This is a genomic window from Micrococcus sp. Mcc28 (assembly GCF_024519775.1).
In the GTDB taxonomy this organism is placed as follows: domain Bacteria; phylum Actinomycetota; class Actinomycetes; order Actinomycetales; family Micrococcaceae; genus Micrococcus; species Micrococcus luteus.
Window position 1 is genome coordinate 51,641 of the sequence record NZ_JALJRH010000013.1, and the last position, 15,901, is coordinate 67,541.

Annotated in this window: 12 protein-coding genes; 6 read left to right on the plus strand and 6 right to left on the minus strand. The window is 75.9% G+C overall.

Going from position 1 to position 15,901, the window contains the following annotated elements; translation table 11 throughout:
* Window positions 1-10: 10 nt before the first annotated feature.
* Window positions 11-1,084 (minus strand): Rv2578c family radical SAM protein, encoded by a 1,074-nt coding sequence (locus NR073_RS08345; protein WP_041104195.1) that lies wholly within the window; start codon window positions 1,082-1,084, stop codon window positions 11-13.
* A gap of 92 nt (window positions 1,085-1,176) precedes the next feature.
* Between NR073_RS08345 and NR073_RS08350 the strand changes: the two genes are divergently transcribed.
* A complete protein-coding gene (locus NR073_RS08350) occupies window positions 1,177-1,839 on the plus strand; it encodes a hypothetical protein (RefSeq protein WP_044659793.1) in 663 nt (220 codons plus the stop codon).
* A gap of 45 nt (window positions 1,840-1,884) precedes the next feature.
* Here the strand turns inward: NR073_RS08350 and NR073_RS08355 are convergent, their stop codons facing one another.
* Together NR073_RS08355 and NR073_RS08360 are read right to left on the minus strand one after the other, a co-directional pair.
* Window positions 1,885-2,334: a hypothetical protein gene (locus NR073_RS08355; RefSeq protein ID WP_036383186.1), complete on the minus strand. Its 450-nt coding sequence runs from the start codon at window positions 2,332-2,334 to the stop codon at window positions 1,885-1,887.
* Window positions 2,331-2,738, minus strand: a complete 408-nt coding sequence (locus tag NR073_RS08360) for a CHY zinc finger protein (protein ID WP_044659790.1) — start codon at window positions 2,736-2,738, stop codon at window positions 2,331-2,333. Before NR073_RS08360 ends, NR073_RS08355 begins: the two co-directional genes overlap by 4 nt.
* 86 nt (window positions 2,739-2,824) lie before the next feature.
* Here NR073_RS08360 and pheS point away from each other — a divergent pair, with 86 nt between their 5' ends.
* The 3 genes from pheS to NR073_RS08375 are packed head-to-tail and all read left to right on the plus strand — an operon-like array spanning window position 2,825 to window position 7,113.
* Window positions 2,825-3,907 (plus strand): phenylalanine--tRNA ligase subunit alpha, encoded by a 1,083-nt coding sequence (pheS, locus tag NR073_RS08365; RefSeq protein WP_012750956.1) that lies wholly within the window; start codon window positions 2,825-2,827, stop codon window positions 3,905-3,907.
* Between the two features lie 3 nt (window positions 3,908-3,910).
* Window positions 3,911-6,490, plus strand: coding sequence for a phenylalanine--tRNA ligase subunit beta (gene pheT / locus NR073_RS08370; protein ID WP_256748736.1), 2,580 nt, complete (start codon window positions 3,911-3,913; stop codon window positions 6,488-6,490).
* 2 nt (window positions 6,491-6,492) lie between these two features.
* On the plus strand, window positions 6,493-7,113 hold the full coding sequence (locus NR073_RS08375) for a 4'-phosphopantetheinyl transferase superfamily protein (RefSeq protein ID WP_036337488.1): 621 nt from the start codon (window positions 6,493-6,495) through the stop codon (window positions 7,111-7,113).
* A gap of 18 nt (window positions 7,114-7,131) precedes the next feature.
* Here NR073_RS08375 and NR073_RS08380 read toward each other — a convergent pair whose 3' ends face one another.
* From NR073_RS08380 to NR073_RS08390, 3 genes are all read right to left on the minus strand, one after another.
* Window positions 7,132-8,472 (minus strand): M1 family metallopeptidase, encoded by a 1,341-nt coding sequence (locus tag NR073_RS08380; RefSeq protein WP_256748737.1) that lies wholly within the window; start codon window positions 8,470-8,472, stop codon window positions 7,132-7,134.
* Entirely contained in the window at window positions 8,469-12,476 is a 4,008-nt protein-coding gene (locus tag NR073_RS08385; RefSeq protein ID WP_101967702.1) for a Pls/PosA family non-ribosomal peptide synthetase, read from the minus strand. The genes NR073_RS08380 and NR073_RS08385 overlap by 4 nt, the downstream gene beginning before the upstream one ends.
* A gap of 121 nt (window positions 12,477-12,597) precedes the next feature.
* Window positions 12,598-13,599, minus strand: a complete 1,002-nt coding sequence (locus tag NR073_RS08390) for a quinone oxidoreductase (protein WP_101967703.1) — start codon at window positions 13,597-13,599, stop codon at window positions 12,598-12,600.
* A 102-nt stretch (window positions 13,600-13,701) separates the two neighbouring features.
* Between NR073_RS08390 and argC the strand changes: the two genes are divergently transcribed.
* On the plus strand, window positions 13,702-14,742 hold the full coding sequence (argC, locus tag NR073_RS08395; protein ID WP_095694725.1) for an N-acetyl-gamma-glutamyl-phosphate reductase: 1,041 nt from the start codon (window positions 13,702-13,704) through the stop codon (window positions 14,740-14,742).
* Window positions 14,739-15,899: a bifunctional glutamate N-acetyltransferase/amino-acid acetyltransferase ArgJ gene (gene argJ / locus NR073_RS08400; protein ID WP_101967704.1), complete on the plus strand. Its 1,161-nt coding sequence runs from the start codon at window positions 14,739-14,741 to the stop codon at window positions 15,897-15,899. The genes argC and argJ overlap by 4 nt, the downstream gene beginning before the upstream one ends.
* Window positions 15,900-15,901 lie beyond the last annotated feature (2 nt).

Sequence of the window (15,901 nt, forward strand, 5' to 3'; positions counted from 1 at the left end):
CGCGGACCGGTCAGAACAGCGCGGGCTGCGCCGCCGGAGCGGAGGGCCGGGGTGCCGGGGTGCGCCGGGCCGTGGGACCGTCCTCGCGCCGGATGCCGTGGGCGCCGCCGCGGGCCAGGCCGTGCCGTGCGGCGGCCTCCCCGGCCACCCGGGTGAGCATGCGACGGTACGACTCGGGCGCGTAGGCGGACCGGGCGTACATCTGCTCGTAGCCGGCCAGCAGATCCGGGTGCTCACGGCGGATCCAGTCCAGGTACCACTCCTTCGCGCCCGGCCGCAGGTGCAGGGCGCCCGGCATGACGCGCGCGGCTCCGGCGTCCGCCAGCGCGCGCATGAGGGCGTCGATCTCGCGGTCCCCGTCCGTGAGCCACGGCAGCAGAGGCATGGCCATGACGGTGACGTCCGCACCCGCGGCGGCGAGCCGCTCGATCAGGCGCAGGCGTGCGGTCGGCGACGGCGTGCCCGGCTCGACCGCGGCGGCGATGGCGGGATCGAGCATCGCCAGGGACAGCGAGACCTGCACGGGCACCTGACGCGAGGCCGCCTGCAGCAGGGGCACATCCCGCGCGAGCAGGGTCCCCTTGGTCAGCACGGAGAACGGGGTGCCGGAATCCGCCAGGGCGCGGATGATCCCGGGCATCAGCGCGTAGCGGCCCTCGGCCCGCTGGTACGGGTCCGTGTTGGTCCCCAACGCCACCGCCTCGCGGCCCCACGTGGGCCGGGCGAGCTCGGCGCGCAGCACCTCGGCGACGTTGACCTTCACGACGATCTGCCGGTCGAAGTCGGCTCCGGCATCGAGCTCGAGGAAGGTGTGGGTGCTGCGGGCGTAGCAGTACCGGCAGGCGTGGGTGCAGCCGCGGTACGGGTTCACGGTCCAGCGGAACGGCATTGCCGAGGCGGACGGCACCGAGTTCAGTGCGGTCTTGGCGACCACCTCATGGAAGGTGACGCCCGCGAACTCCGGGGTGGTGACACTCCGCTGCAGGTCCGAGAGCGGCAGCAGGGCGGCGGAGCCGGCCGGTGTGCCGGCCGTCGCCCGCTGGGCTCCGCCCTCGGACCGCAGGGTCTGCGCTTCCCATCGCATGGCCAGAAGTAGAACACATGTTCGAATCGACCCGCAAGCGTGTTCGAGTCCGGGCGTGGCGCGGGCGCCCAGACGCGCCTACCGTGGTCGCCATGACCTCCCCTGCACCCGCCCCGGTAACCCGCGTCCTGCTCACGGGCTTCGAGCCCTTCGGCGGGGATGTCCACAACCCGTCGACCGCCGCCGCACGGGACGCCGTGGGCATCCTGGCGGACCGGGGTGTGACGGCCGAGGCGGTCGAGCTGCCGTGCGCGTTCGGCGCGGCCGGGTCTGCCCTGACCGCGGCCCTCGACCGGGTCCGGCCGGAGGTGGCGATCGCCGTCGGGCTGGCCGGCGGCACGGCGGCCGTCCGGGTCGAGCGGGTGGCCGTGAACCTGCAGGACGCCCGGATCCCGGACAACGCGGGGGACCAGCCCGTGGACCGGCCCGTGCGCGCCGACGGGCCCGCGGCCCTGTTCGCCACCCTGCCCGCCAAGCGTGCCGTCGCCGCGATCCGGGCGGCCGGCGTCGCCGCGGAGCCGTCCCTGTCCGCGGGCGCGTTCGTGTGCAACCACGTCATGTACGCCCTCCTCGACGCCCCCGGCACCGCCCGGGCCGCCGGCTTCCTCCACGTGCCGTGGGACGCCGAGCACCGCCCGACGCCGGACACCCCGGCGCTGCCCGCGGCCGACCTGGCGCGCGCGGTGGCCGAGGCCGCCCTGACGGCGCTGGCCGGCGGCCCCGACCTCGACGTCCCCGGCGGCACCCTGCACTGACCTCCCCGGGCCCCGGGTCCGCGTCGGCGCGACCGCCCGTGCCCGTCAGCGGCGCGGCCGCAGGCCGCGGACCACGGGCCGCTCGACGTAGCCGCCCAGGGCCAGGCCCGCGCGTCGTTCGAAGACGTTGCGCGACGCCGGGTCCCCGGTCCGCCACGTCGACCACGCCGCCGCGAGCGCGTACGCCGGCAGGAACGGCAGACCCAGCAGGAGGGCGTACTGGTCCGCATGGCCGGCCTCGTGCCGCCACAGCGCGGGCGTCATGCGCAGGCCGGGGCGGGTGAACACGACGTCGCCGACCGTGAACGCGGCCCCGCCCGGGAACCGGTGCGTCCAGCCGCGGGCCTCGATCAGTCCGTGCGGCCCGGGCCGCAGCGCGCAGCCGGCGACGACGGCGCCCACCAGCCCCAGTGGCGTCGCCAGGTTCAGCAGGTTCCACAGCCCGCGCGCCCGCACGCGCGCCGGAGGCGACGACCGGGAGGGGGCGGCGGTCATGGCTGTGCCGCGGGATCGGCCTCACCGGCGGGGGACCCGGACGCGGGGACGTCGAAGTAGAGCGGGGCATGGGCGGCGCAGCCCGGGTTGAACGGCGCCCCGCAGGCCGGGCACGCGGGATCGGCGGCGGCCTCGAGGGCGAGGTAGGCGGTCACGCTCAGCTCGGTGCGGCACACCCCGCACAGCACGTGCGGCCGGTCGAAGTCGCCGGCCGGCACCGGCACGGCCGGGTGGTCGGCGAGCTCCGCGTGGCAGCGGTGGCAGGACCAGTACGCGGGGCAGCAGGCGAAGCGCAGGGCGACGACGTCCCGCGCCGTGGCGTAATGGGCGCAGCGGGTCTGCGCGTCCAGGCCCACGCCCCGCAGCAGCGGGTCGGTGCCGTCGAGGGAGTCCGGGGCGGTCATGCGCCTCAGCCTAGGCCGAGCGCGCCCGGGGCGGACACTAGACTGACGGGCGTCCCACCGTCCCCCATGCGAAGGTCGTTGCCCTGATGACACCCAGCCCCGAGACCGGCGCGGAACCCACCGCGCCCGTGGCGGAGATCTCCCCCGTGGACGCGGAGGCGGTGGAGGCCGCCGTGCAGGCCGCGCTCGCCGCGTACGAGGCCGCGGCGGACCTCGATGAGCTCAAGGCCGCCCGCCTGGCCCACACCGGCGACCGGGCCCCCCTGACTCTCGCGAACAAGGCGATCGGCGCCCTGCCCAAGGAGCGCAAGGCGGAGGCCGGCAAGCTCATGGGCGCCGCACGCGGCCGCCTGGGCAAGGCCCTGGCCGCCCGCACCGAGGTGCTCGAGGCGGAGCAGGCCGCGCGGATCCTGCGCGAGGAGACGGTGGACGTGACCACCGCGGTCCGTCGCCGCCGCGTCGGCGCCCGTCACCCGCTCTCGCTGACGATGGACCGTGTCTCGGAGATCTTCGTCGGCATGGGCTGGGAGATCGCGGAGGGCCCCGAGCTCGAGTCCGAGTGGTTCAACTTCGACTCCCTCAACTTCGCGCCGGACCATCCGGCCCGCGAGATGCAGGACACCTTCTTCGTGGCCCCGGCCGAGGCCCACCTGCTGCTGCGCACCCACACCTCCCCGGTGCAGATGCGCTCCCTGCTCGAGCGGGGCGCCCCCACCTACGTGCTGTGCCCGGGCCGCACCTTCCGCACGGACGAGCTGGACGCCACGCACACCCCGGTGTTCCACCAGTTCGAGGGCCTGGCCGTGGACAAGGGACTGACCATGGCCCACCTGCGCGGCACCCTCGAGTACTTCGCCCGCCAGATGTTCGGGGCCGAGGCGGCCATCCGCCTGCGCCCGAACTTCTTTCCGTTCACCGAGCCCAGCGCCGAGCTGGACATCTGGCACCCCGGCGCCAAGGGCGGGCCCCGCTGGATCGAGTGGGGCGGCTGCGGCATGGTGCACCCGAATGTGCTGCGCGCCGCGGGCCTGGACCCGGAGGAGTACTCCGGGTTCGCGTTCGGCATGGGCGTGGAGCGCACGCTCATGTTCCGCAACGAGGTCCCGGACATGCACGACATGATCGAGGGCGACGTCCGCTTCTCCCAGCACTTCGGAATGGAGGTCTGATCCATGCGCATCCCCCTGGACTGGCTGCGGGAGTTCGTCCCCGTGCCCGCGGAGCACCGTGCCGAGGACGTGATGGCCGACCTCGTCCGCGTCGGCCTCGAGGAGGAGGACGTCCACCGTCCGGCCGCCGAGCTGCAGGGCCCGATCGTCGTCGGGCAGGTGCTCTCCAAGCAGCCCGAGCCGCAGAAGAACGGCAAGACCATCAACTGGTGCTCCGTGCGGGTGGTTCCCGAGGGCGCCGCCCAGCCGCTCACCGGCGAGGGCATCGAGCCCTCCGGCGTGCAGGGCATCGTGTGCGGCGCCCACAACTTCGAGGTCGGGGACAAGGTCGTCGTGACCCTGCCCGGCGCGGTGCTGCCCGGCGACTTCCGCATCAGCCCCCGCAAGACCTACGGGCACGTCTCGGCCGGGATGATCGCCTCCAGCACGGAGCTGGGCATGGGCGACGACGGCACGGACGGGATCATCGTGCTCGGCGACCTCGGGCTCGACCCCGAGCCGGGCACCGACGCCCGGGACGTCCTGGACCTGCACGGCGAGGCCGCCGAGATCAACGTGACGCCCGACCGCGGCTACGCGTTCTCGATGCGCGGCGTCGCGCGCGAGTACGCGCACGCCACCGGCGTGCCCTTCACGGACCCGGCCGCCGCCGTCCACCCGCCCGCGGCCGACGACGCCGGCCCGGCCGTCCGCATCGACGACGACGCGCCGATCCACGGCGAGCCCGGGGCCACCCGCTTCGTGGCCCGCACGGTCTCCGGCGTGGACGCGACCCGCCCGACCCCGCCGTGGCTGGCCGCGCGCCTGCGCCTGGCCGGCATCCGCACCATCTCCCTGCCGGTGGACATCTCCAACTACGTCATGTGGGAGCTGGGCCAGCCCCTGCACTTCTACGACGCGGACACGCTCTCCGGCGAGATCGTGGTGCGCCGCGCGCGGGCCGGAGAGACTCTGACCACCCTCGACGGCAAGGAGCGCGAGCTCGACGCGGAGGACCTGCTCATCACGGACGACTCCGGCCCCATCGGCCTGGCGGGCGTCATGGGCGGGGCCGCCACCGAGGTCACGGACGCCACCACCACGATCGTGGTCGAGTCCGCGAACTTCGACCCCGTGTCGATCGCGCGTACGCGGCGCCGGCACCGCCTGCCCTCGGAGGCGTCGAAGCGCAACGAGCGCGGCGTCGACTGGGAGATCGCCGACGAGGCGGCCGAGCGGGCCGTCCAGATGCTCGTCGAGCTCGCCGGCGGCACCGCCGAGCCCGGGGTCACCGACGTCGGGACGCGGCCGCAGCCGGCCGTCGTCGAGATGGCCGCCGACTTCCCCTCCGCCCTGGTGGGCGTGGCGTACACGACCGACGAGGTCGTGGTGACGCTGCGGGCCCTGGGGGCCGAGGTGACCGTCGCCGAGGCCGCCGCCGACGTCGCCCCGCGGCTGACCGTGACCGCCCCGTCGTGGCGCACGGACCTGCGCATCCCCGAGGACCTCGCCGAGGAGGTCGCGCGCCTGCGCGGCTACGACGCGATCCCCTCCGTGGTGCCCGTGGCCCCGCCGGGCCGCGGCTTCACCCGCCGCCAGGCCCAGCGTCGCCGCGTGTCGGCCGCGCTCGCGGCCGCGGGACTCACCGAGGTGCTGGCCTACCCGTTCGTCTCCGAGGAGCAGAACCGGCGTTTCGGGGCGGACTCGGACGCGCAGGGCCAGGCCCTGGCGATGGTGGCCCTGGCCAATCCGATCGCCTCCCAGTACCGGTACCTGCGCCTGTCGCTGCTGCCGGGCCTCGTCGAGACCGCGCGCCGCAACCTCGGACGCGGCTTCCGCGATCTGGCGCTGTACGAGATGGGGCTGGTCTTCCTGCCCGGCGCGCAGCTGGGCTCGGCGACGATCCCCCCGCGCGCGGTCCACCCCTCCGCCGAGGTCCTCGCCGACCTCGAGGCCGGCATCCCCGCTCAGCCGTGGCACGTGGCCGGTCTGTACGCCGGGCACGACTCGGCGCCCGGGCCGGACCACGACCCCCGCCCGGTGGACTGGCAGGACGCGATCGCCGGGGCCCTCGACGTGGCCGACGTCCTCGGCGTCGAGCTGACCGTCCGGCAGGGCCGGCACCACGCGTTCCACCCGGGCCGGGTGGCCGAGCTCGTCGTCGTGACCGAGCACGGGGACCGGGTGGTGGGCGTCGCCGGCGAGCTGCACCCGCAGTGGCTCGAGGCCGAGGACCTGCCCGCCCGCACGAGCGTGTGGGAGCTGGACCTGGACGCGCTGTGCGCCGCGGCCCCCGAGATCGTGGTCGCCGCACCGCTGTCCACGTTCCCCGTGAGCACGCAGGACGTGGCGCTCGTGGTGGACGAGGCCGTCGTGGCCGGGGACGTGCGCGCGACCCTCGCCGAGGATGCCGGGGAGCTGCTCGAGGCCGTCGAGCTGTTCGACGTCTACCGGGGCGCGGGCGTGCCGGAGGGGCGGAAGTCCCTCGCGTTCTCCCTGCGCTTCCGCGCCCCTGACCGCACGCTCACCGCGGAGGAGGTCTCCGAGGCCCGCGCCGCGGCCACCGCGCTCGCGGCGCAGCGGCACGGGGCGGTCCAGCGCTGACCGTGTCCGTCGCGACCGGCCCGTGGGGCCTGACCTCGGCCGTCCCCGCCTCGGCGGGGGCGGCCGACGCCGTCTCCGCGCTGCTCGGTCAGGTGCGCACCGCCCTGACGGCGGCCTGGGGCGTGCCGGTGGGGCCGCTCGGGCTCCGGCACGCCTGCCCGCGCTGCGGCTCGGCCGCGCACGGCGTCCCCGCGCTGACCGGCCTGCCCCCCGGCCGGGTCGCCCTCGTCTCGTTCACGCGCGTCCGGATGCCCGGCACTGAGGACCGGGCTCGGATCGGGGCGTGGTGGGCGCCGGCACGGCCCGCCGACGGGCTCGGCCTCGGGGTGGACGTCGAGCGGGCGGACGCCGCGGCCTTCGCGGACGAGGACGGCCTGGGCGGGGTGGGCTTCTCGACGGCGGAGCGCGCCCGGGTGCGGGAGCTTCCCGCCCCCGAGAGGCCCGCCGCGCGGGCCCGGCTGTGGACGCGGAAGGAGGCGCTCGTGAAGGCCGCCGGCACCGGCTTCACGGGCGACCCCGCCGCCGTCGACGCACTGACCGTGCCGGCCGACGTCGTGCTGGTGGACCTCACCGACCGGCTGCCGGGCGGTCTCCTCGGGGCGCTGGCGCTGCGGGGCCGCTGAGTCGACCGCGCTGCCGCCTCAGCCCGGGAACGGCGGCAGCTCGGGCCGCAGCGTCCACGCGTCGAAGAGCTCGTCCACCTGCGCTCGGCTCACCCCGGCGTGCGGGGCCCACGCGTGCACGTGCGTGCGCAGCCCCAGGGAGTCGACGGTGCCGAACCGGTGCTCCCGCACCCAGGCGCGCAGCATGGAGCCGAAGAGGTCCGTGCCCAGCAGGTGCCGCAGCGCCTCCACGGTGAGCGCGCCGCGCTTGTACACCCAGTCCTCGAACATCTCCTCCGGCCCGGGCTCGGCCAGCGCCTGCTCCACCGGGTGCGCGGCCAGCTTCTGCCAGGCCCGCCGCGCCATCGAGGTGATGCTGGACCGCCCCGAGGCCTCGGCCCACAGCCACTCGGACCAGCAGGCGAAGCCCTCGTGCAGCCACAGGTCGGACCAGCGGCCCAGGGTCACGGCGTTGCCGAACCACTGGTGGGACATCTCGTGGGCGACCAGCCGCTCGGACTCCCACGAGCCGTCCAGGTGGTTGGTGCCGAACAGCGACATGCTCGCGGCCTCGAGCGGGATCTCGAGCTCCTCGTCGGCCACGACCGCGGTGTAGTCCTCGAATGGGTATGGCCCGTAGGCGTCGATGAACGTGGCCATCATGGCCGGCTGGGGGGCAAGGGCCCGGAGGGCCCGCTGCTCGGTCCGCGGGGAGACCACGAGGCGCAGCGGCGGCAGGCCCTCGGCGGGAGGGGCGGCGTCCACGAGCCGGTAGCGGCCGATCTGCACGCTGAGCAGGTAGGCGGGCACGGGCTGGTCGAGCCGCCACCGCCACGTGACCCGCGAGCCGCGCGTGCGCACGGGCGCGCCCACGCCGTTGGCGACGGGCAGGTAGCCCGCGTCGCAGGTGAGGGTGATCTCCGCCGTCGAGCGGGAGGTGGGGGAGTCCACGCACGGCAGCCACGTGGAGGCGCCGTGGGGCTGCCCGGCCACGAGCACGCCGTCCGTGAGCTCCTCCCAGCCGATCGTGCCCCACGGGCTGCGCCGCAGCGTGGGCGTGCCCGCGTAGACCACGGTCAGCTCCACGAGCGTGCCCTCCGGCCGGCTCTCGTCCAGGTCGACGACGAGGCGGCTCGGGGCGCGGCCCGGCTGGGTGAACGAGGAGGCGACGGCGCGGCCGTCGACGACGGCGTCCACCCGGGACACGCGCAGCCGGTACAGGTCCAGCTCGATGCGGCGGCTCTGCTTCGTCAGGCGCACGCGCAGGACGGCGGTGCCGGAGACCCGGTTCGCGGCCAGGCGCACGTCGAGGTCCAGTGCGATGTGCTCGACGGTGGCGGCGTCGGTGCCGACGCCCGGGACGTAGGGATCGGTGCTCATGCTTCCTCTCGGGAGGGGGTGGCCGCGGCGGCGGGGTCGCCGTCGGGACGACGCCACGGGGAGACCGGGTTGCCGAGCCACCACGTGCCGGCGGGCAGCTCCTCGCCGCGCATCACGAGGGACCCGGCACCGACGGTGGTGCCGCGGCCCAGGCGGGCGGCGGGCAGCACCACGGAGTGGGGGCCGAGGGTGGCGCCGTCCTCCAGGACGACGGCGTCCAGGGACATCACGCGGTCGTGGAACAGGTGGGTCTGGACGACGCAGCCGCGGTTCACGGTGGCGCCGTCGCCGAGCTCCACGAGGTCGGCCTCGGGCAGCCAGTAGGACTCGACCCAGGCGCCGTGGCCGATGCGGGCGCCCATCGCGCGCAGGAACCAGACCAGGGCGGGGGTGCCGGCCGCGGCCCGGCTGAACCACGGGGCGGCGAGGAACTCGGTGAAGGTGTCCGCGACCTCGTTGCGCCAGATGAACGAGGACCACAGCGGGTGCTCGCCCGCGCGGATCCGGCCGACGAAGACCCGCTTGGCGAGCACGGTCAGGCTCGCCGCGACCGCGCCGGCCGCGAGCAGGACGACGCCGCCCAGGACGAAGGCCAGCGCCCACGTGCCGACCGCGATGAGGGCGGCCAGCGTCGCGCCGACGGCGAGGGACAGGGCCACGTGCAGCCACACCGGGATCGCGCGCAGCAGCTCCCAGGCGGTGCGGGCGGCCTTGAGCCGGGCCGGCGGGTCGTAGGTGAGGGCGGCGTCTGCGGTGACCTCGTTGCGGCGCAGGCGCACGGGCGGGGAGCCCATCCAGGACGTGCCCGCCTTGGTCTTGGCCGGGGTGGTGGACAGCACCGCCACGAGCGAGTCGCGGCGCAGGGTGCGGCCGCCGGGCACCATGCCGGAGTTGCCCACGAACGAGCGCTTGCCGACCTTCGCGGGGGCCACGTGCATCCACCCGCCGTCGAGGGAGTAGGAGGAGACCATCGTGTCGTCGGCGAGGAACGCGCCGTCGCCCACGCGGGTCATGCAGGGCAGGAGCACCACGGTGGAGGCCTCGACGCCGCGGCCCACCCCGGCGCCCAGCAGGCGCAGCCACGTCGGCGTGAAGCGGGAGGCGTAGATCGGGAACAGCTGGTCGCGGGCGGCGTCGAGGACGCGCTCGGTGGCCCACACCTGCCAGCCGACCCGGGAGCGCACGGGGTGGTGCCCCTCCGTGATGCCGAGCGCGAGCAGGCGCACGGTGACGAGCACGAGCAGCATCTGGGTCAGGAACCAGACGCCGGCCACCAGGGGGCTTGCGGCCAGCAGGCGCGCCGCGGTGGTCCCGACGGCGGCCAGCGGCCCCGCCTCCGGGGCCGGCGGCCACCAGGTCAGCGACCACGCGGCCACCGCGGCCGCCGCGGCGGCGGAGACGAGCGGAAGGAGGGAGATGAGGGTCGAGAGGACGGTCGCCATCAGGCGCCAGCCCGGGGTCTCCCGCGGCGCCTCGGCGGGGCCGCGGGACTTCACCTTGCCCACCTTGACGGCGGGGGAGCCGGCGTGGCGCTGGCCGCCGCGCACCCGCCCGGCGACGGTGGACCCGGCCTCGACGTGCGCCCCGGCGCCGACCTGGGCGCCCGGCAGGAGCGTGGAGCGGGCGCCCACGACGGCGTCCGCGCCGATGCGCACCTCGCCGAGCCGGACGACGTCGCCGTCGACCCAGTAGCCGGACAGGTCCACCTCAGGCTCGATCGCGGCGCCCTCCTCGACCGTGAGCATGCCGGTGACCGGTGGCACGGTGTGCATGTCCACGTCCTTGCCGATCCGGTTGCCCAGCAGTCGCGCGTAGGCGGGCACCCACGTGGCGCCGGCCAGCGAGTAGGGGTCCACGAGGTCGCTGATCTGCTGGGCGAGCCACAGGCGCAGGTGGACGCGGCCACCGCGCGGGTAGGACCCGGGGCTCACGCCGCGCAGCAGCAGCCGGGCCGTCGCGGCGGTGAGCAGCATGCGGCCGGGCACGGTCACCACCAGCAGACCGGCCACGATCAGCACCCACCACGGCACGGTGGGCAGCCCGGGCGCGAGCCCGGAGAGCGTCAGCAGGTTCAGGGCCAGGCCGGTCCACACGCCCAGGCGCAGGGCGGGCAGGACGAACACGGGCAGTCCCACGAGGGTCTGGACCCACTGGGTGCGGTGGCGGGTGCGGTCGACGTGCCGGTCGTGCACCTCGATGCCGCGGGGGCCGTCGTCGCCCACGACGGCGGCCACGAGGGCCCCGGCGGTGGGGTTGCGGTAGACGTCCTGGACGGTCACGGCCGGGTGGCGCAGGCGCAGGCGGGCCACGAGCTGGGCAGCGGCGAGCGAGCCGCCGCCGGCCTCGAAGAAGTCGGTGTCGGCGTCCTTGGGGGGCGCGCCGAGCACGTCCGCCCACTGGCGCAGCACCCAGCCGTCGGCGGTGTCCTCGTTCGGCTGGGGCGCGTCCTCGTCCACCTCGGCGCCGGGCAGGGGCCACGGCAGCGCGTGGCGGTCCACCTTGCCGGAGGTCTTCGTGGGCAGGGAGTCCACGACGGCCAGCCGGGGCACGAGTGCGGCCGGCAGCTCCGCCGCGAGGTGCTCGCGGGCCATGTGCAGGTCGAGCTCGGCCTCGGGGTCCGCGGGGACGAGGTAGCCGACGAGGATCTGGTGGCCCGCCGGGGTGGTCTGCACGGCCGCGGCGCCGCCGTGGACGCCGGGCAGGGCCTGGAGGGCCGCGTCCACCTCGCCGAGCTCGATGCGGCGGCCGCCGAGCTTCACCTGGTCGTCGGCGCGGCCGACGAACAGCAGGCCCTCCGGCTCGAAGACCACGAGGTCACCGGAGCGGTAGGCACGCTCCCAGCCGAGGGAGGGCATGGGGGCGTACTTCTCGGCGTCCTTGGCCGGGTCGAGGTAGCGGGCCAGGCCGACGCCGCCGATGATCAGCTCGCCCGTCTCGCCCTCGGCCACGGGCAGCGTGGTCTGCGGGTCGACGACGGCCAGGTCCCAGCCGTCCAGGGGCAGGCCGATGCGGACCGGGCCGAGACCCGTGAGCGGGGCCGCGCACGCGACGACGGTGGCCTCCGTGGGGCCGTAGGTGTTCCAGACCTCGCGGCCGTCCTCCGCCAGGCGCGCGGCGAGCTCGGGCGGGCAGGCCTCGCCGCCGAAGATCAGCAGCCGGACGTTGTCCATGGCCTCGGTGGGCCACATCGCGGCGAGGGTCGGCACGGTGGACACGGCGGTGATGCGCCGCTCGGCGAGCCACGGGCCGAGGTCCATGCCGGAGCGCACGAGCGAGCGGGGGGCCGGGACCAGGCACGCACCGTGACGCCAGGCGAGCCACATCTCCTCGCACGAGGCGTCGAACGCGACGGACAGTCCCGCCAGCACGCGGTCGCCCGGGGCGAGCGGATCGTCCGCCAGGAAGATCCGCGCCTCGGCGTCCACGAAGGCCGCGGCCGAGCGGTGGCTCACCGCCACGCCCTTGGGGGTGCCCGTCGAGCCAGAGGTGAAGATGATCCACGCGTCGTCCTCGAGCCCGGGGGCGCGGGCCTCCGCGGCCGGGTCCGCGGTGTGCTCGGGGTGCGGGGCGTAGACCCGCTCGTCGGTGAGGACGCCGGCCACCTTCGCCTCGCCGAACACGAGGCGGGCGCGCTCCTCCGGATCGTCCGCGTCCACGGGGACGTAGGCCGCGCCGGCGGCGAGCACGCCGAGGATCGAGACGTACAGCGCGGCCGTGCCCGAGGCGATCCGCACGCCGACCCGGTCTCCCGCCCGCACGCCGGCGGCCCACAGGTGGCGGGCGGTCTCGTCGACGCGCTCCCGCAGCTCCGCGTACGTCAGCGGCTCGACGCCGTCGTCCAGGGCGGTCGCGTCCGGGTGCTCGCGCGCCGTGGCGTCGAAGAGCTCCACGAGCGTCCGGGCGGGCGGGGTGCGCTCGGAGCCGGGCAGCTGCGGCCGATGCGGCCCGCCCGCGGGGTCGAGGGGGACGGAGGGCGGGGTGGGCGCGGCGGACGAAAGGGACACAGGGGCCTCCGGGGGTGTGAGCGGCAAACCGAGGGTCGGACGCGGACCAGGCCGCAGCGGGACATTCTATGCCCCGCCCGCGGCCGCGCGGGGCGCCTGGAAGGCACCGGGCGGGTCCGGCTCAGGACAGGGTGAGCAGCACCTTGCCCGTCGTCGACCGGGACTCGAGTGCGGCGTGCGCGGCGGCCGCGTCCGCCAGCGGGAAGCGCTCGCCGATCCGTACGTCGAGCTCGCCGGAGGCCCACGCCCCGAACACCTCTCCACCACGCCAGCGGGTCTCCTCGCCCGTGCGCGTGTAGTGCACCAGCGAGGGCCGGGTGACGTACAGCGCGCCGGCCGCGTTGAGCCGCTGCAGGTCGAAGGGGGGCACCTGCCCGGAGGCCCCGCCGAAGAGCACGAGCGTGCCGCGCACGCGCAGCACCTCGAGCGAGGTGTCGAAGGTGTCCTTCCCCACGCCGTCGAACACGGCGTGCGCGCCCTCGCCGTCGGTCAGCTCGGCCACCGTGGCGGCGAGGTCCGGGTAGTCCACCGCGGCGACGGCGCCCGCGCCCCGGGACAGCTCCCGCTTCTCCTCCGTGGACGCCGTGGTGACCACGCGGGCGCCGCGGGCCGTCGCGAGCTGGGTGAGCAGGAGCCCCACGCCGCCGGCACCGGCCGTCACGACCACCGTGTGGCCCTCCTCCACCGGGAAGGTGGACCGGCAGAGGTAGTGGGCCGTCATGCCCTGCAGCGGAAGGGCGGCGGCCTCGGCCAGGTCGATGCCCTCCGGGACGGCGAGGAGACGATCCGCGGGGGCGGTGAAGTGCTCGGCGTACGCACCGGTGGCCGTCGCGGTGGCGACACGGGCCCCCAGGAGCGCGGCGTCCACGCCCTCGCCGAGCGCGACGACCTCGCCGGAGCCCTCCGTGCCGGGGGTGAAGGGCAGGTCTATCGCGTAGACCCCGGAGCGCTGGTACGTCTCGATGAAGTTCAGGCCCGCCGCGGCGGTCCGCACCAGCACGTGCCCCGGTGCGGGGGAGGGCACCTCCGTCTCGGTCCACTGCAGGACCTCGGGGCCGCCCGTGGCGGACACGACGACGGCGTGGTGGGTGCGGGGGACGGCGGGGGTGTTCGCAGTGGTCATGGCCCCACTCTAGGAGCGGGCCCGGACATCCGGCCCGTCCCGAGGGACCCGAGTCAACGCATAGATATTCCGTGTAACGCATATCTACGCTAGGATGGGGCCATGACCCACACCGTCGCCGTCTCCGGAGCCAGCGGCTACGCCGGGGGAGAGGCCCTGCGCCTGCTCGCCGGCCACCCGTCCGTCACCGTCGGAGCCATCACGGCCCACTCGAACGCGGGGGAGCGCCTCGGCGCCCTCCAGCCGCACCTGCACGCCCTAGCGGACCGCGTCCTCGCCGAGACCACCGCGGACGTCCTCGCCGGTCACGACGTCGTGATCCTCGCGCTGCCCCACGGGGCCTCCGGGGCGCTCGCGGCCGAGATCGCCGAGCGCTCCCCGGACACCCTGGTGATCGACGCGGGCGCCGACCACCGCCTCGAGTCCGCCGCGGACTGGGAGGCCTTCTACGGCACCGCGCACGCCGGGACCTGGCCCTACGGCCTGCCCGAGCTGCCCGGTCAGCGCGAGCGACTCGCCGGCACCCGCCGCATCGCCGTCCCCGGGTGCTACCCGACCACCTCGATCCTCGCCCTCGCGCCCGGCTTCGCCGCGGGGCTGCTCGAGCCGCAGGACGTGGTGATCGTCGCCGCCTCGGGCACCTCCGGGGCGGGCAAGGCGCTCAAGCCGCACCTGCTCGGCGCCGAGGTCATGGGCGGGATGCGCCCGTACGGCGTCGGCGGCGGGCACCGGCACACCCCGGAGATCGAGCAGGGTCTGGCCCAGGCGGCCGGCGAGCCGGTCCGCGTCTCCTTCACGCCCACGCTCGCGCCGATGTCGCGCGGCATCCTCGCGACGGCCACGGCGCGGCTGCGCCCCGGCGTCGCCGCCGCGGACGTGCGCGCCGCATGGGCCGCGGCCTACGGCGGCGAACGCTTCGTGCACCTGCTCCCCGAGGGGCAGTGGCCCACCACGAAGGCGGTCCTCGGCTCCAACCACGTGCAGCTGCAGCTCGCCGTGGACGAGCGGGCCGGCCGCGTGATCGTCTGCGCGGCGCTCGACAACCTCACCAAGGGCACGGCCGGCGGCGCCGTGCAGTCCATGAACATCGCCCTGGGCCTGCCGGAGCAGGCGGGGCTCGAGCAGCAGGGGGTCGCGCCGTGAGCGTCACCGCAGCACAGGGGTTCCGGGCGGCCGGCGTCACCGCGGGGCTGAAGGCCTCGGGCACGCCCGACGTCGCCGTCGTCGTCAACGAGGGCCCGCGCGACGCGGCCGCCGCCGTCCTCACCGAGAACCGGGTGGCGGCCGCCCCCGTGGTCTGGACCCGCCGCGCCGTGCGGGACGGCCGCGCCACCGCGGTCGTCCTGAACTCCGGCGGGGCCAACGCGGCCACCGGCGCCGAGGGCCTCGAGGACGCCCGTCGCACCGCCGAGCACGCGGCCGCGGCCCTCGGGACCGCCGCCGACGACGTGCTCGTCTGCTCGACCGGCCTCATCGGCGAACGCCTGCCGATGGACACCCTCACCGCGGGCGTGTCCGAGGCGGTCGCCGCCCTGAGCCCGGCCGGCGGCGAGGACGCCGCCGTCGCGATCAAGACCACGGACACCGTGGCCAAGACCGCCGTGGCCCGCGGCGAGGGCTTCACCGTGGGCGGCATGGCCAAGGGCGCGGGCATGCTGGCACCCGGCATGGCCACCATGCTCAGCGTCATCACCACGGACGCCGACGTCCCCGCCCCCGCCCTCGACGCGGCCCTGCGCGAGGCCGTGCGCGCCACCTTCAACCGGGTCGACTCGGACGGGTGCATGTCCACCAACGACACCGTGATCCTGCTGGCCTCGGGCGCGTCCGGGACCGCGCCCGCGCCCGAGGCGTTCGCCGCGGCCCTCCACGAGGTCTGCGCGGACCTGTCCCGCCAGCTCGTCGCCGACGCCGAGGGCGCCCGGCACGACATCGCCGTGCGCGTGGTCCACGCCGAGACCGAGGAGGCGGCCGAGGCCGTCGCCCGCGCCGTCGGCCGCTCCAACCTGTTCAAGACCGCGATCTTCGGCCAGGACCCGAACTGGGGACGCGTGATCGCCGCCGTCGGCACGGTCCCGGAGTCGGTCGCCGCCTTCGACCCGTACGCCCTCGACGTGCGCTTCAACGGCGTCCAGGTGTGCCGCGCCTCCGGTGTGGGGGAGGACCGCTCCCGCGTGGACCTGACGGCCCGCGAGGTGCTCGTCGAGGTCGACCTGCACGCCGGCGACGCCGAGGCCACGGTCTGGACCAACGACCTGACGCACGACTACGTCCACGAGAACTCCGCCTACTCCACGTGAGG

Coding starts and splice junctions, on each gene's coding strand:
- pheS (WP_012750956.1), top strand. CDS start 2,825: ATGACACCCAGCCCCGAGACCGGCGCGGAACCCACCGCGCCCGTGGCG.
- NR073_RS08390 (WP_101967703.1), bottom strand. CDS start 13,599: ATGACCACTGCGAACACCCCCGCCGTCCCCCGCACCCACCACGCCGTC.
- pheT (WP_256748736.1), top strand. CDS start 3,911: ATGCGCATCCCCCTGGACTGGCTGCGGGAGTTCGTCCCCGTGCCCGCG.
- NR073_RS08345 (WP_041104195.1), bottom strand. CDS start 1,084: ATGCGATGGGAAGCGCAGACCCTGCGGTCCGAGGGCGGAGCCCAGCGG.
- NR073_RS08350 (WP_044659793.1), top strand. CDS start 1,177: ATGACCTCCCCTGCACCCGCCCCGGTAACCCGCGTCCTGCTCACGGGC.
- NR073_RS08355 (WP_036383186.1), bottom strand. CDS start 2,334: ATGACCGCCGCCCCCTCCCGGTCGTCGCCTCCGGCGCGCGTGCGGGCG.
- NR073_RS08380 (WP_256748737.1), bottom strand. CDS start 8,472: ATGAGCACCGATCCCTACGTCCCGGGCGTCGGCACCGACGCCGCCACC.
- argC (WP_095694725.1), top strand. CDS start 13,702: ATGACCCACACCGTCGCCGTCTCCGGAGCCAGCGGCTACGCCGGGGGA.
- NR073_RS08360 (WP_044659790.1), bottom strand. CDS start 2,738: ATGACCGCCCCGGACTCCCTCGACGGCACCGACCCGCTGCTGCGGGGC.